Source organism: Salinimicrobium oceani (assembly GCF_012037645.1).
The window spans coordinates 1-501 of the sequence record NZ_JAAVJR010000442.1 but is presented as its reverse complement, the minus strand read 5'-3'; the positions used below and the strand labels follow the sequence as shown (position 1 = coordinate 501).

Genomic DNA, 501 nt, shown 5'->3' with positions numbered 1-501 from the left:
ATTCTCTTCGCTCGGGTCGTGCTTGGAAATGTTGATCTCTTCATCTTCAGGAATGATCGTGTAGAGTTTGTTCCCATCAAATAAACGGGTAGTTCCCATGATATTCAGAAGATATTTTTCTCCCTGCAGGCTCACGTCTCCCCGGGTCTCATGTTTTACATTTTCGGCAGTATTTTCAAGAGCATACTTAAATTCAATAATGATATTGTCATAAGATTCAACTTTGGAAGATACTTCATCAAGAAGAGTGGTAGCTTTTCCTGCAGACTGGGCAAATCCTGCTGTTACTGTAATAAAGGCAATTGCTATAAAAATTATCTTTTTCATTATTCTATGGTTAAATTTTTCATTCATCGTTCAATAGCTGGTTCAAACCTTCTATGTCCTGTACCAGCACCTGCCGTGCTTTACTGCCTTCAAAAGGACCAACTACTCCGGCTGCTTCCAATTGATCGATAATTCTTCCTGCCCTGTTATAACCCAGTTTCAGTTTTCTCTGAA

General features: G+C 39.3%; 2 protein-coding genes. Both read right to left on the bottom strand.

From position 1 onward, the window contains the following. Positions 1 to 327 (bottom strand): outer membrane lipoprotein periplasmic chaperone LolA1 (lolA1, locus tag HC175_RS17635; RefSeq protein ID WP_369074343.1); only part of this gene is annotated, 327 nt, incomplete at its 3' end. Positions 328 to 346: 19 nt separating this feature from the next. Continuing rightward, positions 347 to 501 (bottom strand): DNA translocase FtsK (locus HC175_RS17630; RefSeq protein WP_168139590.1); only part of this gene is annotated, 155 nt, incomplete at its 5' end.